At 60.0% G+C, this 20,355-nt stretch carries 17 protein-coding genes; 12 read left to right on the plus strand and 5 right to left on the minus strand.

From position 1 onward, the window contains the following. Window positions 1-51: 51 nt before the first annotated feature. Window positions 52-252 (minus strand): hypothetical protein, encoded by a 201-nt coding sequence (locus KJF94_RS03290; protein WP_007935837.1) that lies wholly within the window; start codon window positions 250-252, stop codon window positions 52-54. A gap of 672 nt (window positions 253-924) precedes the next feature. On the opposite strand from KJF94_RS03290, the gene pcaR reads away from it, so the two are divergent. From pcaR to pcaC, 11 genes are all read left to right on the plus strand, one after another. Beyond that, window positions 925-1,767 (plus strand): pca regulon transcriptional regulator PcaR, encoded by an 843-nt coding sequence (pcaR, locus tag KJF94_RS03295; RefSeq protein WP_214381147.1) that lies wholly within the window; start codon window positions 925-927, stop codon window positions 1,765-1,767. A gap of 127 nt (window positions 1,768-1,894) precedes the next feature. Further along, window positions 1,895-3,241, plus strand: a complete 1,347-nt coding sequence (pcaK, locus tag KJF94_RS03300; protein WP_084321750.1) for a 4-hydroxybenzoate transporter PcaK — start codon at window positions 1,895-1,897, stop codon at window positions 3,239-3,241. 293 nt (window positions 3,242-3,534) lie between these two features. Beyond that, window positions 3,535-4,392: a CoA transferase subunit A gene (locus KJF94_RS03305; RefSeq protein ID WP_150630976.1), complete on the plus strand. Its 858-nt coding sequence runs from the start codon at window positions 3,535-3,537 to the stop codon at window positions 4,390-4,392. After that, entirely contained in the window at window positions 4,392-5,171 is a 780-nt protein-coding gene (locus KJF94_RS03310) for a CoA-transferase subunit beta (RefSeq protein ID WP_214381149.1), read from the plus strand. Before KJF94_RS03305 ends, KJF94_RS03310 begins: the two co-directional genes overlap by 1 nt. Then, complete coding sequence (pcaF, locus tag KJF94_RS03315; RefSeq protein ID WP_214381150.1) at window positions 5,168-6,373, plus strand: 3-oxoadipyl-CoA thiolase; 1,206 nt, start codon at window positions 5,168-5,170, stop codon at window positions 6,371-6,373. Before KJF94_RS03310 ends, pcaF begins: the two co-directional genes overlap by 4 nt. A 36-nt stretch (window positions 6,374-6,409) precedes the next feature. Then, window positions 6,410-7,114: a protocatechuate 3,4-dioxygenase subunit beta gene (gene pcaH, locus KJF94_RS03320; protein WP_214381152.1), complete on the plus strand. Its 705-nt coding sequence runs from the start codon at window positions 6,410-6,412 to the stop codon at window positions 7,112-7,114. Between the two features lies 1 nt (window position 7,115). After that, window positions 7,116-7,682 carry a protocatechuate 3,4-dioxygenase subunit alpha gene (gene pcaG / locus KJF94_RS03325; RefSeq protein WP_214381154.1) on the plus strand — a complete coding sequence of 189 codons (567 nt, stop codon included), beginning with the start codon at window positions 7,116-7,118 and terminating at the stop codon, window positions 7,680-7,682. 239 nt (window positions 7,683-7,921) lie between these two features. Beyond that, window positions 7,922-9,226, plus strand: a complete 1,305-nt coding sequence (locus tag KJF94_RS03330; protein WP_214381156.1) for an MFS family transporter — start codon at window positions 7,922-7,924, stop codon at window positions 9,224-9,226. 45 nt (window positions 9,227-9,271) lie between these two features. After that, the gene (locus tag KJF94_RS03335) at window positions 9,272-10,636 is read left to right on the plus strand and encodes a 3-carboxy-cis,cis-muconate cycloisomerase (protein WP_214381158.1); all 1,365 of its coding nucleotides are present in this window, start codon (window positions 9,272-9,274) and stop codon (window positions 10,634-10,636) included. Window positions 10,637-10,647: 11 nt separating this feature from the next. Further along, window positions 10,648-11,454, plus strand: a complete 807-nt coding sequence (pcaD, locus tag KJF94_RS03340) for a 3-oxoadipate enol-lactonase (protein WP_214381160.1) — start codon at window positions 10,648-10,650, stop codon at window positions 11,452-11,454. 10 nt (window positions 11,455-11,464) lie between these two features. Next, window positions 11,465-11,857: a 4-carboxymuconolactone decarboxylase gene (pcaC, locus tag KJF94_RS03345; RefSeq protein ID WP_017336845.1), complete on the plus strand. Its 393-nt coding sequence runs from the start codon at window positions 11,465-11,467 to the stop codon at window positions 11,855-11,857. A gap of 200 nt (window positions 11,858-12,057) precedes the next feature. On the opposite strand, the gene KJF94_RS03350 is transcribed toward pcaC, so the two are convergent. Continuing rightward, window positions 12,058-13,311 carry an OprD family porin gene (locus tag KJF94_RS03350; RefSeq protein ID WP_214381162.1) on the minus strand — a complete coding sequence of 418 codons (1,254 nt, stop codon included), beginning with the start codon at window positions 13,309-13,311 and terminating at the stop codon, window positions 12,058-12,060. Between the two features lie 508 nt (window positions 13,312-13,819). Here KJF94_RS03350 and KJF94_RS03355 point away from each other — a divergent pair. Then, entirely contained in the window at window positions 13,820-14,368 is a 549-nt protein-coding gene (locus KJF94_RS03355; RefSeq protein WP_214381164.1) for a hypothetical protein, read from the plus strand. A gap of 69 nt (window positions 14,369-14,437) precedes the next feature. Here KJF94_RS03355 and emhC read toward each other — a convergent pair whose 3' ends face one another. Genes emhC through emhA form a run of 3 tightly spaced genes read right to left on the minus strand, consistent with a single transcriptional unit; the run spans window position 14,438 to window position 20,220 of the window. Next, a complete protein-coding gene (emhC, locus tag KJF94_RS03360) occupies window positions 14,438-15,898 on the minus strand; it encodes an efflux RND transporter outer membrane subunit EmhC (RefSeq protein ID WP_214381166.1) in 1,461 nt (486 codons plus the stop codon). After that, a complete protein-coding gene (emhB, locus tag KJF94_RS03365; protein ID WP_214381168.1) occupies window positions 15,895-19,059 on the minus strand; it encodes an efflux RND transporter permease subunit EmhB in 3,165 nt (1,054 codons plus the stop codon). The genes emhC and emhB overlap by 4 nt, the downstream gene beginning before the upstream one ends. A 3-nt stretch (window positions 19,060-19,062) precedes the next feature. Beyond that, the gene (gene emhA / locus KJF94_RS03370; protein ID WP_214381170.1) at window positions 19,063-20,220 is read right to left on the minus strand and encodes an efflux RND transporter periplasmic adaptor subunit EmhA; all 1,158 of its coding nucleotides are present in this window, start codon (window positions 20,218-20,220) and stop codon (window positions 19,063-19,065) included. Window positions 20,221-20,355 lie beyond the last annotated feature (135 nt).

Genomic DNA, 20,355 nt, shown 5'->3' on the forward strand with positions numbered 1-20,355 from the left:
GCTTTTAACGGGGGCAGACGCAGGCCCTTGAAAGGAGTCAGGCCGAGGCGATCATGGCTCTTCGGCTTTGAGTTCCTTTTCCATCTTCTGCAGTTCCTGGGTGAAAGCCTGGTCCTGAACGGTGGCGCGTTTACGCCAGGGTTTGCGTTCCGGTTCTGGCTGAGCGGCGTAGGTGGTGACTTCCCCGCCGTAAACTTCCTTGTAACGTTGTTCCTGGCGCTCAAGTTCCGCGCGCAGTTCGTCTTTCGTCACAGTGCTACCTGTATGGGTTGAGATTAATTCTGGTAAATCGCGCTGCATCAAATGCATCGACCACGCTCGCCGAAAGGACAATGCCCGGGAAGGCATTGTTTTACGGCAGGGCAATCGATACTTCCATGTTGCAGGCGGCCACGGCACCAGAGCAAACAGCTGACGTAGCATCAGTTTCCTGTTTCAGCGAGCGCGCTGTCAGAGCTTTTGAAATGAGCGTCAGGCGCTTGCTGCGGGCAGCGACGATGGAACATCGCGCTACCGGGTGACGGAACCGGCGAGTAGAAAAACCGGGCCGTCACTGAATTGCATTATAGCGGTCGATTTGAAGAACACTATCGCCAAAGAGTTAAAAATGGATCTTCATGTGTGATCGTTTTATTACTTGCAAGTTTTTTACCTTCACTTGGCCGCGATGTCTTTCTGGCGTCATTAAGTCGAACAAGTTAGGACATAACATGGGGGCTTTAACTCAGGGTTCAAGCACAGAGGTAAAACCATGTAACGGGTAAGGACGCACACGTGCTCGACCAACACTCTGTAACGGCAACCGATTGCGATTATCGGCCGAGGGTTCGATAATCGCCCAGTCTTGGCTGCCTGTGGCTTGTGTGCCAAACCCCGAGCCGCTTGTAATAGCCGTCGCCGATTGGTGTGGGAAAAGGACCTGATATGAACGAGCAAATGCGTAATTCCTTCGCTTCAGTGGCGCCGCCGATCGTCGCGTCGCCCGCCAAGCGGATCCAGGCCATGACCGGCGACCCGGACTTCATGACGTCCCTGGCCCGAGGTCTGGCCGTGGTGCAAGCATTCCAGGAGCGCAAACGGCACCTGACCATCGCCCAGATCAGTCACCGTACGGAAATCCCCCGCGCCGCCGTGCGACGTTGCCTGCACACCCTGATCAAACTCGGTTACGCCACCACCGACGGTCGCACCTATTCGCTGCTGCCCAAAGTGCTGACCCTCGGCCATGCCTATCTGTCCTCGACCCCGCTGGCGGTGTCTGCCCAACCTTACCTCGACCGCATGAGCGAACAACTCCACGAGGCCTGCAACATGGCCACGCTGGAAGGCGATGACATTTTGTACATCGCTCGCTCGGCGACGACTCAGCGGCTGATTTCCGTCGACCTGTCGGTAGGCGGACGCCTCCCGGCCTATTGCACTTCCATGGGCAGGATTCTGCTCGCGGCACTGGATGACACGTCGCTGCGCGAATACCTCGACCACGCAGACCTGCAAGCCAAGACCAGCCGCACCTTGCACACTCCCGAAGCGCTGCTCGAATGCCTGCAGGAAGTGCGGCAACAAGGCTGGTGCATCGTCGATCAGGAACTGGAACAAGGCCTGCGCTCGATTGCCGTTCCGGTGTACGACGCTTCCGGGCAAGTCGTTGCGGCGCTCAACGTCAGCACGCACGCCGGGCGGGTCAGCCGCAACGAGCTGGAGCAACGGTTCCTGCCGGGTCTGCTGGCGGCCAGCCGTAACCTCAGCGCCCAGCTGTTTGCCTAAGCTGTTCGATAATCGCCCAGACTCGCGTTTAACGAATTGACGCACTTTCCCCAGGATCACTAATGTCGCGGCAGCGCCAGCCTAGGCTGGCACCTGTCCGACTGCGTTCTTGCGTGGAATAAAAATAATGAACCAGCCTCAGTCTGCTGTAGGAAACTGCCTCGACGTGCAGTCCTTCATCAATGCTCAACCCATCTCGCGCTACCAGTGGCGAGTGGTGATCCTGTGTTTCCTGATTGTTTTCCTCGATGGCCTCGACACCGCGGCCATGGGCTTCATCGCGCCGGCGCTGTCCCAGGACTGGGGCATCGATCGCGCCAGCCTTGGCCCGGTGATGAGTGCGGCGTTGATCGGCATGGTCTTCGGCGCACTGGGCTCCGGCCCGTTGGCTGACCGCTTCGGGCGAAAAGTCGTACTGGTGGGCGCGGTGCTGTTGTTCGGCGCCTTCAGCCTGGCATCGGCCTACAGCAGCAACGTCGATCAGTTGCTGGTGCTGCGCTTCCTCACCGGTCTGGGCCTTGGCGCCGGCATGCCGAACGCCACGACATTGCTGTCGGAATACACCCCGGAGCGCAAAAAATCCCTGCTGGTGACCAGCATGTTCTGCGGCTTCAACCTCGGCATGGCCGGTGGCGGATTCATTTCGGCCAAGCTGATTCCCGCGTTCGGCTGGCACAGCCTGCTGTTGATCGGCGGAATTCTTCCGCTGATTCTTGCCGTCGTCTTGCTGTTCTGGCTACCGGAGTCGGCGCGTTACCTGGTCGTGCGCAATCGCGGCACCGACAAAGTGCGCAAGGCGCTGGCGCCAATCGATCCGACGGTCGTCGCTCAAGCATCCAGCTTCAGCGTACCGGAACAGAAAACAGTGAAGGCGCGCAATGTGTTTGCGGTGATCTTCTCCGGCACCTACAGCACCGGCACCTTGTTGTTGTGGCTGACCTACTTCATGGGCCTGGTAATCGTTTACCTGCTGACCAGTTGGCTGCCGACGCTGATGCGTGACAGTGGCGCGAGCATGGAACAGGCGGCATTCATCGGCGCGCTGTTCCAGTTCGGCGGCGTATTGAGCGCAGTGGGCGTGGGCTGGGCGATGGACCGGTTCAACCCGCACAAGGTCATCGGCACTTTCTACCTGCTGGCCGGGGTGTTTGCCTACGCGGTAGGGCAGAGCCTGGGCAACATCACGCTGCTGGCAACGCTGGTGCTGGTGGCCGGGATGTGTGTCAACGGCGCGCAATCGGCGATGCCTTCGCTGGCGGCGCGGTTTTATCCGACTCAAGGTCGGGCGACCGGGGTGTCGTGGATGCTCGGGATCGGTCGGTTCGGCGCGATTCTGGGGGCGTGGATGGGGGCGACGTTGCTGGGGTTGGGCTGGAATTTTGAGCAGGTGCTGACGGCGTTGGTGATCCCGGCGGCGTTGGCGACGACGGCGGTGGTGATCAAGGGCATGGTGAGTCATGCGGATGCGACCTGATCGTTTGATCCGGAATCTCAGGTGATTTTGATGGCCTCTTCGCGGGCAAGCCTCGCTCCTACAGGAATGATGATGTCCGCGGTTTCGCGAACGCCACTAAACCGTAGGAGCGAGGCTTGCCCGCGAAGCTTTTAGCGATCGGTAGTCAAGCAACAATCTGTTCGATAAACGAACACTTAGTCGATTATCGGATTGTTTGGCAATTTGCACAGGCTTAACCTTCAGTCATTCCGGCGCGCGCATCGCGCCTTTTTCTACCACTGTCGGTTCACAACAAAACGGGAGCCTGCCCCATGGCTGAAATCCTTTCGCTGCACGACGCGGTGAAGCAATTCGTCAACGACGGCGATACCGTCGCGCTCGAAGGCTTCACTCACCTGATCCCTACGGCGGCGGGTCACGAAATCATTCGTCAGGGCAAGAAAGATCTGACGCTGGTACGGATGACGCCTGACCTGATCTACGACCAGTTGATCGGCGCCGGTTGTGCTCGCAAGCTGATTTTCTCCTGGGGCGGCAACCCGGGCGTCGGTTCGCTGCACCGACTGCGTGACGCGGTCGAGAAGCAGTGGCCGCACGCGCTGGAAATCGAAGAACACAGCCATGCTGACCTGGCAAATGCCTACGTCGCTGGCGCCTCCGGCCTGCCGTTCGCGGTGCTGCGTGCCTACGCCGGCTCCGACCTGCCGAAGGTCAACCCGCTGATCAAAAGCGTCACTTGCCCGTTCACCGGCGAAGTATTGGCGGCGGTGCCTTCGGTGCGTCCGGACATCACCGTGATTCACGCACAGAAAGCCGACCGCAAAGGCAACGTGCTGCTTTGGGGCATTCTCGGCGTGCAGAAAGAAGCCGCACTGGCCGCCAAGCGTTGCATCGTCACCGTCGAAGAAATCGTCGACGACCTCAACGCACCGATGAACTCCTGTGTGCTGCCGACCTGGGCCTTGAGCGCGGTCTGCCACGTCCCTGGCGGTGCGCATCCGTCCTACGCTCACGGCTACAACGAGCGCGATAACCGTTTCTATCAGGCCTGGGACCCGATTGCCCGCGACCGTGAAACCTTCACCGCGTGGATCAACGAGTACATCCATGGCTGCGCTGACTTCAGCGAGTTCCAGGCCAAGCTGGCCGCTGCATCGGAGGCGAAGTAATGACTTACACCACCAATGAAATGATGACCGTCGCCGCGGCCCGCCGCCTGAAGAACGGTTCGGTGTGCTTCGTCGGCATCGGCCTGCCGTCGAAAGCGGCCAACCTGGCGCGGCTGACGTCCTCGCCAGACGTAGTCCTTATTTACGAGTCGGGTCCGATCGGTGCCAAGCCAAGCGTACTGCCACTGTCGATCGGTGACGGTGAACTGGCGGAAACCGCTGATACCGTCGTTCCGACCGGTGAGATTTTTCGCTACTGGCTGCAGGGCGGGCGCATCGACGTCGGTTTCCTCGGCGCTGCGCAAGTCGACCGCTTCGGCAACATCAACACCACGGTGGTGGGCGATTACCACTCACCGAAAGTCCGTCTGCCGGGTGCCGGTGGCGCGCCGGAAATCGCTGGCTCGGCCAAAAGCGTTTTGATCATCCTTAAACAGTCGGCGCGTTCCTTCGTCGACAAGCTCGACTTCATCACCTCGGTCGGCCATGGCGAGGGCGGTGATTCGCGCAAGCGTCTGGGGCTGCCGGGCGCTGGTCCGGTCGGCATCATCACCGACCTGTGCATCATGGAACCGGAAGCGGGCACCCATGAATTCGTGGTCACCGCGCTGCACCCGGGCGTGACCCGTGAGCAAGTGGTCGCTGCCACCGGTTGGGCCATTCGTTTCGCCGAGACGGTTGAAAACACCGCCGAGCCCACCGAGGTCGAACTGAAAGCACTCAGGGATCTGGAAGCCCGCACCGCTGCCGCCCACGGCCAAGCACCCGGAGAAGCGTGATGCGTGACGTTTATATCTGCGACGCGATTCGCACCCCCATCGGCCGTTTTGGCGGTGGCCTGTCAGCCGTTCGCGCCGACGACCTGGCCGCCGTGCCGATCAAGGCGTTGATGGAACGCAACCCGTCGGTGGACTGGAACGCGGTGGACGAGGTGTTCCTCGGCTGCGCCAACCAGGCCGGCGAAGACAACCGTAACGTGGCGCGCATGGCGCTGCTGCTGGCGGGCCTGCCGGAAACCATTCCGGGCGTGACCCTCAATCGTCTCTGCGCTTCGGGCATGGATGCCATCGGCACCGCGTTCCGCGCCATCGCCAGCGGCGAAATGGAGCTGGCGATTGCCGGCGGTGTCGAGTCGATGTCCCGTGCGCCGTTCGTGATGGGCAAGGCCGATGCGGCGTTCTCGCGCAACATGAAGCTGGAAGACACCACCATCGGCTGGCGCTTCATCAATCCGTTGATGAAAGCCCAATACGGTGTCGATGCAATGCCGCAGACCGCCGATAACGTGGCGGACGATTACGAAGTGTCCCGCGAAGATCAGGACGCTTTCGCCCTGCGCAGTCAGCAGCGGACAGCCGCCGCGCAAGCGGCAGGATTTTTCGCTGAAGAAATCGTCGAAGTGCGCATTGCCCACAAGAAGGGTGAAACCGTCGTCAGCCAGGATGAGCATCCTCGCGCCGACACGACGCTGGAAACCCTGGCCAAGCTGAAACCGGTCAATGGTCCCGACAAAACCGTGACTGCCGGCAATGCGTCGGGTGTGAACGACGGTGCCGCAGCGCTGATCCTGGCCTCGGCCGAAGCGGTGAAAAAACACGGTCTGACCGCTCGCGCCAAAGTGCTGGGCATGGCGAGTGCCGGCGTTGCACCGCGGGTAATGGGCATCGGCCCGGTGCCGGCCGTGCGCAAACTGACCGAACGCCTGGGCCTGGCCGTCAGCGATTTCGACGTGATCGAACTCAACGAAGCCTTTGCCAGCCAGGGCTTGGCCGTGCTGCGTGAACTGGGTCTGGCGGATGACGCGGCTCAGGTCAACCCGAACGGTGGCGCCATTGCCTTGGGGCATCCGTTGGGCATGAGCGGTGCGCGTCTGGTGCTGACGGCGTTGCATCAGCTGGAAAAAACCGGTGGCAAGAAAGGTCTGGCGACCATGTGTGTCGGCGTCGGCCAGGGGCTGGCCTTGGCGATCGAACGCGTCTGACGCGCAGCAGTGACAATAAGAACTGAGGAAAGCGAAATGACTGACAAGCCTGGTTACCGTCGCCCGCAGGAAGGCACCCAGCCCGAGTATCTGCACCCGACTTATCAATCCACCAACCGTCGCTCGCCGTCCAAACCGTTGGTGTTTTTGCCCCATTCGCTGTCGGAAATTACTGGCCCGACGGTCGGTGCCGAGCGCGTCAACGAGAAGGACAACGACCTGACCGCCCATCACACGGGCGAGCCATTGGGCGAACGCATCATCATTCACGGCCGCGTGCTGGATGAAAACGGTCTGCCGGTGCCGGGGATTCTGGTGGAGATCTGGCAGGCTAACGCCGCCGGCCGCTACAACCATGCCCGCGACCTGCATGACGCACCGCTGGACCCGAACTTCACCGGCACCGGCCGCACCGTGACCGACGCCGATGGCTGGTATCAATTCCAGACCATCAAGCCCGGCGCCTACCCGTGGGGCAACCACCACAATGCCTGGCGCCCGGCGCACATCCATTTCTCGCTGTTCGGGCCGAGCATTCTGACGCGCCTCGTCACGCAGATGTATTTCCCCGGTGATCCGCTGCTGGCGTACGACCCGATCTACAACTGTGTGCCGGACACCCGCGCCAAAGAGCGCCTGATTGCCAGTTTCGACCTGGAAAAAACCATCCCTTCCTACGCCCTCGGTTATCGCTGGGACATCGTCTTGCGCGGCCGCGACGCCACGCCGATGGAGAAATAAGATGACGCTGACTGCGACCACGTCCCACACCGTCGGGCCGTATTACCACATCGGCCTGACCTGGCTGAACCGCGAAAACCTGACCGTCGAACAAACCCTGGGCGAGCGCGTGGCGATCACCGGGCAAGTTGTCGATGGCAACGGCGACGTCGTCAACGACGCGATGCTGGAAGTCTGGCAGGCCAACGCCGCCGGCAAGTACGACCACCCCGAAGACGATCAGGACAAACCCCTGGACCCGAACTTCGAAGGGTTCGGCCGGATTCCTGTGGATGCCGAAGGGCGCTTCCGGTTCACCACGATCAAGCCGGGTACGGTGGAAGGGCTGAAAGGCACGACCCAGGCACCGCACCTGGTGGTGCTGGTGTTTGCTCGCGGGTTGGTGAAGCACTTGCTGACGCGGATTTACTTTGATGGTGAACCGGCCAATGTGTCGGACCCGCTGCTGGAGTGCGTGCCGGCTGAGCGCCGCAATACCTTGCTGGCGAAGCAGGATGCGAGCGGTGTGTACCAGTGGAATGTGATTCTGCAGGGCACCGATGCCGAGACGGTGTTTTTCGATTATTGAGTGAACGCACTACCCTGTGGCGAGGGAGCTTGCTCCCGCTCGGCTGCGAAGCAGCCGTAAAACCGGCTGACAAGGTCTGCCTGACTGAGCGCGTTTGAAGGTTTTGGGCTTGCTCCGCAAGCCAGCGGGAGCAAGCTCCCTCGCCACAGAGTTTGTACTGGCTTCTGATGAGTGATCTGTGGAACGGGACTGTTGCAAAGTGTGTCTAGACTGTCTCTGTCCCCAAAGAGTGAAGAACAATGACAACCCCTACCGCTATCCCAGCGCATTACACCGGCGAAGAGCGCAGCAAGCGGATCTTCGCGATTGTCGGCGCCTCGTCCGGCAACCTTGTCGAATGGTTCGACTTCTACGTCTACGCCTTTTGCGCGATCTATTTTGCGCCAGCCTTTTTTCCGTCCGATAACCCGACTGTGCAGCTGGTCAACACCGCTGGCGTGTTCGCCGCCGGGTTTCTGATGCGGCCGATCGGCGGCTGGATTTTCGGTCGTGTCGCGGACAAGCACGGGCGCAAGAATTCGATGATGATTTCGATTCTGATGATGTGCTTCGGTTCGTTGCTCATCGCCTGCCTGCCGACCTACAAGGACATCGGCGTCTGGGCGCCGATCATGCTGTTGTTCGCGCGCTTGATCCAGGGCCTGTCGGTGGGCGGCGAGTACGGCACCACCGCGACCTACATGAGCGAAGTTGCGCTCAAGGGCCAGCGCGGTTTTTTTGCCTCGTTCCAGTACGTGACACTGATTGGCGGGCAACTGCTGGCGGTGTCGCTGGTGGTGGTCTTGCAGCAGTTCCTCACCGAAGATGACCTGCGTGCCTACGGCTGGCGGATTCCGTTTGTGGTCGGTGCAGTCGCGGCATTGATCTCGCTGTTCCTGCGCCGTTCGCTCAAGGAAACCACCAGCAAGGAAATGCGCGAGAACAAGGACGCCGGCAGCATCCGCGCCTTGTTCCGCGACCATAAAGCCGCGTTCATCACCGTGCTCGGTTACACCGCCGGTGGCTCGCTGATTTTCTACACGTTCACCACGTACATGCAGAAATACCTGGTGAACACTGCCGGCATGCACGCCAAGACCGCCAGTTACATCATGACCGGTGCGCTCTTTCTATATATGTGCATGCAGCCACTGTTCGGCATGCTCGCCGACAAGATCGGCCGACGTAATTCGATGCTCTGGTTCGGTGCTTTGGGTACGTTGTTCACCGTGCCAATCCTGTTGAGCCTGAAGAGCGTCAGCAGTCCGTTCCTGGCCTTTGTGTTGATCACCGTGGCGCTGGCGATCGTCAGTTTCTACACCTCCATCAGCGGTCTGGTGAAAGCCGAAATGTTCCCGCCGGAAGTGCGCGCATTGGGCGTTGGCCTGGCGTACGCGGTGGCGAATGCGATCTTCGGCGGTTCGGCAGAGTACGTGGCGCTGAGCCTCAAAGCCGTGGGCATGGAAAACTCCTTCTACTGGTACGTCACGGTGATGATGGCGGTGGCGTTCCTGTTCAGCCTGCGTCTGCCGAAACAGGCGAAATACCTGCACCACGACCTTTGATCCATCTGCGTGGGCCACACCGGCCCACGCCTTCAGGGACTGTTTATGAACCAGCGACCGGGCAATCAATTGTTCGATGCCTATTTCACTGCCCGCGATATGCGTGACGTGTTCTGCGATCAGGGCCGGGTTCAGGCCATGCTTGATTTCGAAGTGGCGCTGGCCCGGGCGGAGGCGAAGGTAGGCTTGATTCCGCAGACCGCTGTGGCGTCTATCGAAGCAGCCTGCCGGGCCGAGCATTTTGATTTCGCCGCACTCGGCGAGGCGATTGCCACGGCCGGCAATTCGGCGATTCCGCTGGTGAAAGCCTTGGGCAAACAGATCGCGACCACCGATGTTGAAGCCGAGCGCTATGTGCATCTGGGCGCGACCAGTCAGGATGTGATGGACACTGGCCTGGTGCTGCAACTGCGCCGGGCACTGGAACTGATTGAAGGCGATCTGGCGCAACTGGGCGAAACCCTCGCGACGCAAGCCTTGCGTTTCGTCGCCACGCCGCTGGCTGGACGCACCTGGTTGCAACACGCGACACCGGTCACCTTGGGCATGAAGATCGCCGGTTGGCTGGGCGCCGTCACCCGCAGCCGCCAACGCCTGCAGGAACTCAAACCGCGTCTGCTGGTGCTGCAATTCGGCGGCGCTTCCGGCACCCTCGCGGCCCTCGGCACGCAGGCGATGCCGATTGCCGAAGCCTTGGCCGCTGAACTGCAACTGACCTTGCCCGACCAGCCCTGGCACACCCAGCGTGATCGTCTGGTGGAGTTCGCTTCGGTGCTGGGATTGATCGCCGGCAGCCTCGGCAAACTCGGCCGCGATATCAGCCTGTTGATGCAAACCGAAGCGGGCGAAGTGTTCGAACCCTCGGCGCCGGGCAAGGGTGGCTCTTCGACCATGCCGCACAAACGCAACCCGGTGGGCGCTGCGGTGCTGATCGGCGCGGCAACGCGCGTGCCTGGTTTGCTCTCGACCCTGTTTAGCGCGATGCCGCAAGAACACGAGCGCAGTCTGGGCCTGTGGCATGCCGAGTGGGAAACCCTGCCGGAGATTTGCTGCCTGGTGTCCGGCAGCCTCAAACAAGCGCTGCTGGTGGCGGACGGACTGGAAGTGGACGCCGAACGCATGGCCCGCAACCTCGACCTGACCCAAGGCCTGGCGCTGGCCGAAGCGGTGAGCATCGTCCTCTCCCAACGGGTCGGCCGCGATACCGCGCACCATTTGTTGGAGCAATGCTGCAAACGCGCCGTGGCCGAGCAACGGCATTTGCGCGCGGTTCTCGGCGATGAGCCACAAGTGACCGCCGAGCTCTCGCCTGCTGAACTTGATGATCTGCTGGACCCCGCCCACTATCTCGGTCAATCCCGTACCTGGGTCGAGCGAGCGGTGGCTGAACATTCTGCGTTGACTGCCTGAAGGAGATTGCTGTGGCTTTCGTACAACTCGCCGAGGGCGAACTGCACTACCAAATTGAAGGGCCGCAACTCGATGGACCGGCCGATGCGCCGGTGCTGGTGCTGTCCAACTCGCTGGGCACCGACCTGCACATGTGGGACGCGCAGATTGCGGCGTTCACCGAACATTTCCGGGTGCTGCGTTTCGACACGCGCGGGCACGGCAAATCGCTGGTCACGCCAGGGCCGTACACCATCGAGCAATTGGGCCGTGACGTGCTCGCCTTGCTGGATGCGCTGCACATCGATAAAGCGCATTTCTGCGGTCTGTCGATGGGCGGCTTGATCGGCCAGTGGCTGGGCATCCATGCCGGTGATCGCTTGAACAAACTGGTGGTGTGCAACACCGCGGCGAAAATCGGCGATCCGTCGATCTGGAATCCACGCATCGAAACCGTGCTGCGTGACGGCGCGGCGGCCATGGTCGCGCTGCGTGATGCATCGATTGCGCGCTGGTTCACCGCGGATTTTGCCGAAGCCAATCCTGCTGCGGCCAAGAAGATTACCGACATGCTCGCGGCCACTTCGCCAGACGGTTATGCGGCCAATTGTGCGGCGGTACGCGATGCCGATTTCCGTGATCAGCTGTCGTCGATCAAGGTGCCGCTGCTGGTGATCGCCGGCAGTGAAGACGCCGTGACGCCGCCGTCCGGTGGGCACTTCATCCAGGAACACGTGCAGGGCGCCGAGTACGCCGAGTTCTACGCCGCGCACCTGTCCAACGTTCAGGCCGGTGCTGAGTTCAGTGACCGGGTGCTGGCGTTTCTGTCAGCTGATTAAGGGGATTGTTGTGGACGAGAAACAACGTTACGACGAGGGCCTGAACGTTCGCCGCGCGGTGCTTGGCGACGCCCACGTCGACCGTAGCCTGAACGCGCTGACCGAGTTCAACTCGGAGTTTCAGGAAATGATCACCCGCCACGCCTGGGGCGACATCTGGACCCGTCCGGGCTTGCCGCGCCACACCCGTAGCCTGATCACCCTCGCCATGCTGATCGGCATGAACCGCAATGAAGAACTCAAGTTGCACCTGCGTGCCGCCGCCAACAACGGCGTGACCCGCGGCGAGATCAAGGAAGTGATCATGCAGAGCGCGATCTACTGTGGCATTCCGGCGGCGAATGCGACGTTCCACCTGGCGGAGTCGGTGTGGGATGAGTTGGGGGTTGAGTCGCGGGAGTAATTGCGGGGATTTGCGGTGCCTGGGCTGACGCCATCGCGAGCAGGCTCGCTCCCACAGTGGTCCGATGTGAACACCAGTGTCATGTTCACCGAAGATCCCTGTGGGAGCGAGCCTGCTCGCGATGGCGGCGGTACATTCAAGATCATTGCTGACTGATACGCCGCTTTCGCGAGCAAGTTCGCTCCCACATTTGTTTGTGTTTACAGCAGGCTGATCGGATAGCTGACGATCAACCGGTTCTCGTCGAACTCGTTGTTGCTGAAGTCGCGGCGCATGGTCGAGTTGCGCCATTTGACGTTCAGGTCCTTCAGCGCACCGCTCTGGACGGTGTAGCCCAGTTCACTTTCGCGTCCCCATTCCTTGCCGTCGGTGACGGTGCCGGTGTGCACGTTTTCGCCGCTGATGTAGCGGTTCATCAGGGTCAGGCCGGGAATGCCGAGGGCGACGAAGTTGTAGTCGTGACGCAGTTGCCAGGATTTTTCCTGGGCGTTGTCATAACTGGCGTTGTAGCTGTCGTTGGCCAGGGTGCCGCCGCTGGTGCCGTTGACCCGCATCCAGGCGCTGTCGCCGGTGAGTTTTTGCAGGCCGACGTAGAAGGTGTTGCCGCCATATTTGGCGGAGAACATTCCCGACCAGGTCTTGTTGTCCAGATCACCGGCGCGGGCACTGCCGTCATCCTTGCCGTAGAAGAAACCGAGGTTGGCGCCCAGGGTCCAGTCGCCGAGCGGTTGGCTGTGGATCAGGTTGACGTATTGCTGGCTGTAGATGTCCTTGAGTTCGGCGTTCCACAGGCCGATTTGCGTGCGCTTTTCGTTGAACAGGTATTCGCCGCCCTGGAAGTTGAAGCGGTCGGAGGTGAACGCCGCTTTGCCGGTCATCGACAGGTCGCTCATGCTGCTGTCATCACGTGGGCTGTTTTGGCGGAACTGACCGCCGTAGAGCGTCAGGCCATTGATTTCCTTCGACGTGATCTGCCCGCCGCGGAAGGTTTGCGGCAGCGAGCGACCATCGTCCGAACGCAGGATCGGCAGCACCGGCATCCATTCGCCGACCTTCACTTCGGTCTGTGACAGCTTGGCCTTGAACGCCACGTTGGTGCGGCCGAAGTTGTCTGCCGGGCGACCATCGTGATCCAGCGGCAGCAGTTGCGTACCACCGGTGCCTTTGCCGCCGTCGAGCTTCACCGAGTACAGCCCCAGCACATCCATGCCGAACCCGACGGTGCCCTGGGTGAACCCGGACTTCGCGTCGAGGATGAAACTTTGCGTCCACTCTTCAGCCTTGCCCTGCGCCTTGGTCGGGTTGGTGAAGTTGCGGTTGATGTAGAAGTTGCGCAGGTTGAGGTTGACCTTGGCACCTTCGACAAAACCTGACTCTTCGGCCGTGGCGGGCAGGGCGGCACCGGCCAGTGCGATGGCGATCAGGCTGGGAACCAAATAGGTGGAAGGCGTCATGGGCTCGGTCTCTCTAATTCTTGGGGATGAAACGGGTTGATGCCGCAACGGTCGGGTTGCAGACAAAGGATTCGAATTCAAATGAAACGGGGCGAGATCAGCCGGACAGGGCAGGGCGCGGGGGCATGGTGTCGAACCTGTTGTTATTGGTTTTGTGTGGCAAATGGTGCGGGGAATGAACTGGGTGGTTCAATTGGTAAAAGCGGGTTTTGGGCGGTTATCGAACGCAAGATTGGTCGAGTGTATGAATATTTGTAAGGGGCTCTTTGCGAGCAGGCCTCGCTCCTACAGTTGACAATGATGAGAATAAGTTATTGGTTTGTTTTGTATTTATACATAGAAGACTTCAAATCCGTTTTTTGTTTGGTTGACTAACTTTCTAAAGTTTATGTTTTTATGGGTTTTGTCAACCTGTTACATATGACAGTTGTCCATGTGATTGCACAGGTGTAGGTTTCTTTTGTTGTTGTGCATTTTTGGTTTTATAGATTTTTTATTGGAGATTGCTATGAGTTCAAATAATGGATTACGGAGTACTGCTATAGAAGCGCCAGTCCATCATGGAGATGGGCGGATTAGTGTGAACCATGCTGGCAAAGAAGTTTTTCTCAACCCCGTAAGAGGTAAAGTCATTTGTGAGTATCGTATCGAGCCAGACATGGATACCCCTGGGTCCGAATTCACATTGAGGAAGCTGTTTTTCGGGTGGGGTACGAGTGGTGGGAAGCCTTGGTTTTGGCTCATCGCTGAGGGGGAAGGAGAGAACGCCGGAACATACGTGCGTGTGCAGGGTACTGGTTTTGAGCCTGACAAAACTTACAAAATCTCAGACAAAGGTGAAGATGTGGATGTAGTGTTTGATAAGCCAGGGGTTGTGAAATGGCCTCATTCTGTCCCCAAAGGGTTATTGAATATCAGGTTTGTAGAGAAGGAGCTATTTGAATTTTATTTCGATATGCACTTTCGTAATGATGCTGCGGATAATAAACGGGAGATAAAATTTATCTGCCGCCAAGCTGAGGTAAGAGGTGATCTGCCGCAGTCGGAGGTTGATTGATGAGTGTATTACTTTAAACAACCGCATCATGGATATTTCAGCCCATGATGCGGTTTTTTGTACTAAAAATCAGAACAACTTCAGCTTCGGCGCCTCTTCTTTCAGCGGCTCGACTTTCGCCGTCTGCTCATTCCAGCCACCGCCCAGTGCCTTGTACAGATTCACGGCGCTGGTCAGTTGCGCCAGGCGGTCGGTGATCAGCGCCTGTTGGGCACTGAACAGCTGACGCTGGGCATCGAGGAAGGTCAGGTTGCTGTCGACGCCGATGCGATAACGACGCTCGGCCAGACGGTAGTAGTCCTGGTTGGCGGTGACGAAATCACGCTGGGCCTGCAACTGCTCGGTGTAGGTCTGGCGGGCGGCCAGGCCGTCGGCGACTTCCTGGAAGGCCGTTTGAATGGACTTCTCGTAGTTCGCCACGCCGATGTCTTTCTGGATTTTCGAGTAATCCAGGCTGGCGCGCAGGCTGCCGGCGTTGAAGATCGGCAGGTTGATTTGCGGCTGGAACAACCAGGTACCCGAACCGCCCTTGAACAGGCCGGACAGGTCCGGGCTCAGGGTGCCGGCGTTGGCGGTCAGGCTGATACTCGGGAAGAACGCTGCCCGTGCCGCGCCGATGTTGGCGTTGGCCGCTTTCAGGTTGTATTCGGCCTGAAGAATATCCGGACGACGTTGCAGCAAGTCCGACGGCAGGCCGGGCGGTACATCGCTCAGCAGGTCGTCCGACAGTGGCTTGGCTTCTTGCAGATTGGCCGGGATGCCGGTGCCGAGCAGCAGCACCAGGCTGTTTTCATCCTGGGCAACCTGACGCGTGTAGCGAGCCAGTTGTGCGCGGGCGTTTTCCACCGAGGTACGCGACTGCGCCAGATCCAGAGCGGAAGCCACACCCACTTCGTTGCTGCGCGAGGTGAGCTTGTAGCTCTCCTCGAACGCACCGAGGGTGTCCTGAGTCAGCTTGCGCAGCTCTTTGTCAGCCTGCCAGGTCAGGTAGGCATTTGCCACGCTGGCCACCAGGCTGATTTGCGTGCTGCGACGGCCTTCTTCAGTGGCGAAGTACTTCTGCAGCGCTTCTTCGCTCAGGCTGCGAACCCGACCGAACAGGTCGAGTTCATAGGCGCTGATGCCGACGGTAGCGGAGTAGGAACTGGTGATCCCCGCCTGGCCCGTCTGCGAAGCATCCGCCGGAACCCGCTGGCGGGTGCCGGTGCCATTGGCTGAAATAGCCGGGTACAGGTCCGCGCGCTGGATGCGGTACTGCGCCGCGAACGCGTCGATGTTCAGCGCCGCGACACGCAGGTCACGGTTGTTTTCCAGGGCGACCTGGATCAGCTGTTGCAATGCCGGGTCATGGAAAAACTGCTTCCAGCCCTGTTCGGCGGCGGCCTGGCTCGCCGCCTGGGCCGGCGAATACGCCGGGCCTTGCGGGTATTGCGCTGCCACCGGTGCTTCAGGCTGCTGATAATCGGGTATCAGCGAGCAGCCGCTCAGCACGAAGGCCGCGACTGCGATGGAGAGTAGCGACTTGCTCATTGGCCAGCCTCTTTAGAAGGTTCAATAGCGTCGTCCTGATCGGCGGTTTTACGCTGACCCATGGCCGACACGGTGACGAAGAACAGTGGGACCCAGAAGATCGCCAGGACCGTGGCGGTGATCATACCGCCAATAACGCCCGTACCGATCGCATGCTGGCTGCCTGAACCGGCGCCCGTGGAAATCGCCAGGGGTACCACGCCGAGGACGAAGGCGAGCGAAGTCATGATGATCGGTCGCAGACGCATCCGGCACGCTTCGATCGCCGCTTCGCGCAGGCTGCGCCCTTGCTCATGCAGTTCCTTGGCGAATTCGACGATCAGGATGGCGTTTTTCGCCGCCAGACCGATGGTTGTCAAGAGGCCCACCTGGAAGTACACGTCGTTAGACAGGCCGCGCAGACTGGTCGCCAGCAGCGCACCGATGATTCCCAAAGGCACCACCAACATCACCGCGATCGGAATCGACCAGCTTTCGTACAGCGCTGCCAGACACAGGAACACCATCAGCAACGACAATGCGTACAACGCCGGAGCTTGCGAGCCCGACAGACGCTCCTCGTACGACAGACCGGTCCAGGAAATACCGACACCCGCCGGCAGTTTCAGGGCGAGGGCTTCGACTTCGGCCATCGCTTCACCGGTGGAATAACCCGGCGCAGGGGAGCCGAGGATTTCCACCGCTTCTACGCCGTTGTAACGAGCCAGTTTCGGCGAGCCGTAGATCCACTCACCCTTGGCGAACGCGGTGAACGGAACCATGGTTCCGGCGCTGTTGCGCACGTACCACTTCTTCAGGTCTTCAGGGCTCATGCGTGCGCCGGGCTGGCCTTGCACGTAAACCTTCTTCACCCGACCTCGGTCGATGAAGTCGTTCACATAGCTACTGCCCAGGGCAATCGACAGGGTGTTGTTGATGTCGGCGATGGTAATGCCCAGCGCACTGGCCTTCTCGTCGTCAATTTCCAACTGGTACTGCGGCTCGTCGTTCAGACCGTTCGGGCGCACCTGGGTCAGCACTTTGCTTTGCGCCGCCATGCCCAGGAACTGGTTACGGGCAGCCATCAGCTTTTCGTGACCGATACCGGCGCGGTCTTGCAGGAACACGTCGAAACCGGTGGCGTTACCCAGTTCCAGTACCGCTGGCGGCGCGAACGCAAACACCATGGCGTCACGGAAGGTGAAGAAGTGCTGTTGGGCACGGGCCGCGACTTTGAACACGTTGTTGTCGGCGTTACGTTCATGCCACGGCCTCATCATGATGAACGCCATACCCGAACTCTGGCCACGGCCGGCGAAGTTGAAGCCGGTCACGGTAAACACCGAGTTCACCGCATCGCCTTCACCGCCATCCTTGCTGGGACGCAGCAGGTATTCACGCATCTGGTCCACGACCACCTGGGTGCGCTGGGCCGTCGAACCGGCCGGGGTCTGCACCTGGGCAAACAGTACACCCTGGTCTTCTTCTGGCAGGAACGCCGTTGGAATGCGGGTGAACAGCCAGATCATGCCGACCACGATGATGAGGTACGCCAGCAGGTACGGCGCCTTGTGCGTGAGCATGTTGCCCACACCTCGCTCGTAGCTGCGTACGCCACGGTCAAAATTGCGGTTGAACCAGCCGAAGAAGCCGCGCTTCGGTGTGCCGTGCTCGCCTTTCGGAATCGCCTTGAGCATGGTGGCGCAAAGTGCCGGAGTGAAGATCAGTGCGACCATCACGGACAGCGCCATGGCCGAAACGATGGTGATCGAGAACTGCTTATAGATCACACCGGTGGAGCCACTGAAGAACGCCATCGGCAGCAGTACCGCTGACAGCACCAGCGCGATACCCACCAGCGCACCCTGGATCTGCCCCATGGATTTCTTGGTGGCTTCCTTGGGTGACAGGCCTTCTTCACTCATGACCCGTTCGACGTTTTCCACCACCACGATGGCATCGTCCACCAGCAAGCCGATGGCCAACACCATACCGAACATGGTCAGGGTGTTGATGCTGAAACCGAATGCCGCAAGGATCCCGAACGTACCGAGCAGTACCACCGGCACTGTCATCGTGGTGATGACCGTGGCGCGGAAGTTTTGCAGGAACAGGAACATCACCAGGAACACCAGCACGATCGCTTCGACCAGAGTTTCAACCACACCCTTGATCGACTCGGTCACCACGGGCGTGGTGTCGTACGGGAACACCACTTCCATCCCTTGCGGGAAAAACGGCTTGAGGCTGTCGATGGTCTTGCGCAGGGCTTTCGCGGTGTCGAGGGCGTTGGCGCCGTTGGCCAGTTTCACCGCCAGGCCGGAAGCCGGGGCGCCGTTGAACTGGGCGTTGATGCTGTAGTTCTCGCCACCCAGACCGACATCGGCGACATCTCTCAAGCGAACCTGGGAGCCGTCCTTGTTGACTTTGAGCAGGATTTTGTTGAATTGCTCAGCGGTCTGCAGGCGGGTCTTGCCGATGATCGTCGCGTTCAACTGAGTGCCGGGCATGGCCGGCAGGCCGCCGAGCTGGCCGGACGAAACCTGGACGTTTTGCGCGGCGATGGCGGTTTTGACGTCTATCGGGGTCAGGTTGAAGTTGTTCAACTTGGCCGGGTCGAGCCAGATACGCATGGCGTACTGGGAACCGAACACCTGGAAGTCGCCCACGCCGGCTGTCCGCGAGATCGGATCCTGCATGTTGGAAACAATGTAGTTGGACAGGTCGTCCTTGGTCATGCTGCCGTCACGCGAGACCACGCCGATCACCAGCAGGAAGTTCTTCACGGCCTTGGTGACGCGGATACCTTGCTGCTGTACTTCTTGCGGCAGCAGCGGGGTGGCCAGGTTCAGTTTGTTCTGAACCTGAACCTGCGCGGTATCGGAGTTGGTGCCTTGCTCGAAGGTCGCGGTGATCGTCATGGTGCCGTCGGAGTTACTTTCCGAAGACACATAACGCAGGTTGTCGATACCGTTGAGCTGCTGTTCGATCACCTGTACCACGGTGTCTTGCACGGTTTGCGCGGAAGCGCCCGGGTAGGCCACGGAAATGGCGATCGCCGGAGGCGCAATGCTCGGGTACTGGTTGATCGGCAACTTGAGGATCGATAGAGCCCCGACCAGCATGATCACCAGGGCAATTACCCAGGCGAAAATCGGACGGTCGATAAAAAATTTCGACATGGTTTACTCCCCTTTGCCGCTGGAAGCCTTGTTAGCTGCCTGTGCGGGGGCCGGGTTCTTTGCGCCAACGTTAGTCGCCTCAGTGGCCTTGACTTCAATGCCAGGTTTGACGAATTGCAGTCCTTCGGTGATCAGGCGATCGCCGGCCTTCAGGCCGTCTTCGATCAGCCATTGGCTGCCGACAGTGCGGCTGGCCTTGAGCTGACGCAGCTCGACCTTGTTGTCCGGACCGACGACCAGCGCGGTCGGAGTGCCTTTGAGGTCGCGGGTCACGCCTTGTTGCGGTGCCAGGATTGCGGCGGCGTTGACACCGGCCTGAAGCTGGGCGTGAACGAACATGCCAGGCAGCAGGGTGTGATCCGGGTTCGGGAACACCGCACGCAAGGTCACGGAGCCGGTGGTCTGGTCAACCGAGACTTCGGAGAACTCGAGCTTGCCGTCCAGCTTGTACTGGCTGCCGTCTTCGAGGGTCAGCTTGACCGCGGCCGAGTTGTCGCCGGCCTTTTGCAGGCGACCGCTTTCCAGTTCGCGGCGCAGTTCAAGCAGCTCCACGGAAGACTGGGTGACGTCGACGTAGATCGGGTCGAGTTGCTGAATCACCGCCATGGCATCGGCCTGGCCACTGGTGACCAGTGCGCCTTCGGTCACGCTGGAACGGCCAATACGACCGGAGAGTGGCGCGTAGACCTTGGTGTAGCGCACATTAATCTGGGCGCTCTGCAGGGCGGCTTCCGATTGCAAGCGGTTGGCCAGGGCGGTGTCGTATTCCTGACGGCTGACTGCCTGTTCGCTGACCAATTGTTTGTAGCGATCGGAGATCGATTTGGTCTGCTGCAGATTGGCTTCGGCGCTTTTCAGCGTGGCTTCATAAACCGCCGGATCGATCTGATACAGCTGCTGGCCGGCCTTGACGTCGCCGCCTTCCTTGAACAGACGCTTGAGAATGATGCCGTTGACCTGAGGGCGAACTTCGGCGATGCGATAGGCGCTGGTGCGGCCTGGCAGTTCGGACGTCAGGGTGAAGGCTTGAGGTTGCAGGGTTACAACGCCGACCTGAGGAGGTGGCGGGGCCGGCGGCGCTTCTTCCTTTTTGCATCCGCTGAGCAGCGATGCCAAGGCGACGGCAGTGACCAGAGCGGTAACAGCTGGCTTGAATTGCATGAAAATCCTCGGGTCAGGCGCGCAGATTGCGCACAAGAAATGTGGAAGGGTAAAAAATGTGCGCTGAGTGGATAAGTAGCTTGCTAAGGAATATACTTACGTTCATGGTTGTTTGTAAATACCTTGGCTGCGTAC

The organism is Pseudomonas hormoni (assembly GCF_018502625.1).
Lineage (GTDB): Bacteria > Pseudomonadota > Gammaproteobacteria > Pseudomonadales > Pseudomonadaceae > Aquipseudomonas > Aquipseudomonas hormoni.